The sequence below is a fragment of the Desulfosporosinus metallidurans genome, from assembly GCF_001936615.1.
Lineage (GTDB): Bacteria > Bacillota > Desulfitobacteriia > Desulfitobacteriales > Desulfitobacteriaceae > Desulfosporosinus > Desulfosporosinus metallidurans.
Genome location: NZ_MLBF01000125.1, coordinates 1 through 2,941, shown reverse-complemented (window position 1 = coordinate 2,941; position 2,941 = coordinate 1). Strand labels below are relative to the sequence as shown.

Annotated in this window: 4 protein-coding genes; all 4 read left to right on the top strand. The window is 44.5% G+C overall.

Annotation, left to right across the window (positions count from 1 at the left end):
* The first annotated feature begins 87 nt into the window (after nucleotides 1–87).
* Nucleotides 88–432, top strand: coding sequence for an IS66 family insertion sequence element accessory protein TnpA (gene tnpA / locus DSOL_RS25815; RefSeq protein ID WP_075367558.1), 345 nt, complete (start codon nucleotides 88–90; stop codon nucleotides 430–432).
* Nucleotides 429–800, top strand: a complete 372-nt coding sequence (tnpB, locus tag DSOL_RS25810) for an IS66 family insertion sequence element accessory protein TnpB (RefSeq protein ID WP_083643078.1) — start codon at nucleotides 429–431, stop codon at nucleotides 798–800. The genes tnpA and tnpB overlap by 4 nt, the downstream gene beginning before the upstream one ends.
* A gap of 150 nt (nucleotides 801–950) precedes the next feature.
* Entirely contained in the window at nucleotides 951–2,567 is a 1,617-nt protein-coding gene (gene tnpC / locus DSOL_RS25805; protein ID WP_139314634.1) for an IS66 family transposase, read from the top strand.
* A 12-nt stretch (nucleotides 2,568–2,579) separates the two neighbouring features.
* The gene (locus DSOL_RS25800; RefSeq protein ID WP_075367557.1) at nucleotides 2,580–2,852 is read left to right on the top strand and encodes a hypothetical protein; all 273 of its coding nucleotides are present in this window, start codon (nucleotides 2,580–2,582) and stop codon (nucleotides 2,850–2,852) included.
* Nucleotides 2,853–2,941 lie beyond the last annotated feature (89 nt).

Below are 2,941 nucleotides of genomic sequence, written 5' to 3'. Positions count from 1 at the left end.
TAAGCGGTGGATATAATAGCGTCGTGTAATAGACCTCCTGTTTTGGTATTCTGTTAATGAGAAAGAATACGAGACAGGAGGTTTTTTATGGGAAGAGATTTGGCACTTGAAAAGTGTTGGAGGGACCGCATTGCGGAATTTCGTCAGAGCGGACAGAGTGTTAAATCCTGGTGCGAGCAAAATGGACTGAAGAGTTCAGCCTACTATTACTGGGTTAAAAGATTTAAGGTTTTGGAAAAGGAAGAGGCGGTGGATAATAGCAGCCCTTTCGCAGAAGTTATCCTGCTACCGGAAAGTAAAAGCAACTTGCTAGAGATCCAGCCTTCCAAAGCAGAAATGTCCTTATCCTTTGGCAAGTTTTCGATCGGCATCCCCAATGGTTTCGATCCGGTGACCTTAGCAGAAATCGTAAAGGTTTTGCAAAAGCTATGATCCAGCATATGGCCGATCAAGTTGAGCATATTTATCTTGCTCTTGGGTATACGGATTTTCGAAGACAAATCACCGGACTAACCGCTATGGTTGCCCTACAGTTTAAAATGGATCCTTACTCCGGAAACACCTTATTCCTTTTCTGTAATAAGCGGCATACAGCCATTAAAGCCTTGAGGTGGGATGGAAACGGTTTTCTGCTGGCTACGAAATCCTTGGCTAACGATATGAAATTCCAGTGGCCAAAAACTAAAGGAGAACTCAGAGATATTAACGCCCGGCAATTACAGTGGCTGCTCGAAGGCCTGCAAATCGATCAGAAAAAGGCCCATCCTCAAACCGTCGATACTACCGGTGTCGCCTTTTAGAAGTAATAAACTAGTGTACATTCAGCATACTGGATTTTGTGTTCAAAACGGCACAAAATTCATACTTTTTTGCCCTAAAAACCCTGAAAACATCGCATATTGAGGTATTTTCCGGTATAATAGAGGTATGTTGTGAAGGAGAAAAAGAGAATGCTGACATACCTTGAGCAGGAACTTTCTGATCTTAAAGAGTCGGAAAGAAAGCTTCGCGAAGAGAATGAAATAAAGCAAAAGCGTATAGAACTCCTGGAACATAACGTCGAGGCCTTGACTCAAGCGCTTCTCCAGGCAGCTAAGCAGCGTTTTGGCGCTTCCAGCGAGAAAACACCTGCTGAAGGACAACTTTATCTCTTTGAGGGTGAAATAGAGCTTCCGGCAGAAGAAGAAAAAGCAGAGACTCAAGAAGTCCAAGCTCACACCCGATTAAAAAGAACAAAGGGTGACAAAGCCCATCTGATTGCGGATATTCCCCACGAAGTCGTGGAATGTGTTCTGGATGCAGAGGAAGTATGCGATACTTGTTCTTCTCCCCTTCAAGTCATTGGTAAGAAGACCGTACGAACCGAGCTAGAGTACATACCCGCCAAGGTCAAAGCCACCGAGTATGTGCAATATATCTACAAATGTCCTACCTGCGGAACGACAGAGGATTATCCCGATGCCGTCATCAAAAAGGCTTCTGTTCCGGCTCCGGTTATGCCACGATCTCTGGCATCGGCAACCAGTGTGGCTTGGATTATGTATCAGAAATATGCCCTGGCGGTTCCGCTTTACCGTCAAGAGAAGGAATGGCTGCGTATAGGGATCGCCTTAACCCGATCCAATATGTCAAACTGGGTGATACGGTGTGCCGATTCGTGGCTTAAACCAATCTATGAACGAATGCGCGAGAAGCTGCTTACGTACGATCTCATCATGTGCGATGAGACGACCATCCAGTGCAATAAGGAGAAGGGTCGAAAGGCCTCCAGCAATTCGTACTTTTGGTTGTATCGTAACGAGCAAGATAATGGGCCACCGGTCATTTTGTTTCAGTACACTCGGACCCGAGCAGGCGAAAACGCTAAAAGATTTCTGAAGGATTTTTCCGGATATTTAATTTCAGACGCCTACGCTGGGTATGAAAAGGTGGAAAACATCATACGCTGTTTATGTTTTTCGCACCTAAGGCGGTACTATCTGGAGGCCATTCCACTGAACAGCAGCAAAAAGGAAATCCCAGGCTCAGCCGGTGCTAAGGGAAGAGCGTATTGCGACAAGCTCTTTAAGTTGGAGAAGCAGTGGAAACTTCTATCTCCTGAAGAACGACAACAGAAGCGTCTAGAACAGAGTGTTCCTGTTCTAAATGCCTTTTTTGCGTGGGCAGAAAATGTGACGACCAATCAAGACCCTTTAAAGAAAGCCATCAAGTATACTCTAAATCACAAAAAATACTTCACAAATTTTCTGCGGGATGGGCGCATTCCCCTCTCGAACAATTTGTCGGAGAATGCGATAAGAGTCGTAGCTTTGGCAAGAAAGAACTTCCTTTTTTGCGACACCCCACAAGGTGCCGAAGCCAGTGCCCTGGTATTCAGCATCATCAGCACGGCTACAGCCAATGGCCTAGATCCGTACGAATACCTGGTTCATCTCTTTAAAAATCTACCCAATCTGGACTTTCATAACACACCGGAATTATTGGATGATTGTATGCCATGGTCGGAGAAGCTTCCCGCAGCATGTCGTGCAAAAAAAAATATGGGTGAGCCCAAGGAAGGAAAATGAGCAACAGTGAGCATGGCAAATATTAACTACGTCATGAATATGACGAAATCGTTTCTGGATGGAGAAATCGACGACATAACCTATTGGCTGGACTTTCCCTATGAGATTGAAAAGCGCTATCGGAAGATGGTTAAGGAAGACAGAGATTATTCAGAACTCATCTTTGAATGTCTCGTCGAAGAAGGAACCAATCGGTATAATGATCTGTCTGATGCTGAGTTCATTAAGCTTATCCGCAAGCAGTACGAATACATAATGGATGTCGAAAGCGAAGGATTTTTTTAAAAGGTTAAACTAATTATGATGCCCCGATTTTCAAATGGCTGAAAATCGGGGTTAACTTTTAGGTAACGCTATTTGTTCCACCGCTTACG

Excerpts from the sequence above, each read along its gene's own strand:
- tnpA (WP_075367558.1), top strand. The coding sequence starts at position 88 with ATGGGAAGAGATTTGGCACTTGAAAAGTGTTGGAGGGACCGCATTGCG.
- tnpB (WP_083643078.1), top strand. The coding sequence starts at position 429 with ATGATCCAGCATATGGCCGATCAAGTTGAGCATATTTATCTTGCTCTT.
- tnpC (WP_139314634.1), top strand. The coding sequence starts at position 951 with ATGCTGACATACCTTGAGCAGGAACTTTCTGATCTTAAAGAGTCGGAA.
- DSOL_RS25800 (WP_075367557.1), top strand. The coding sequence starts at position 2,580 with ATGGCAAATATTAACTACGTCATGAATATGACGAAATCGTTTCTGGAT.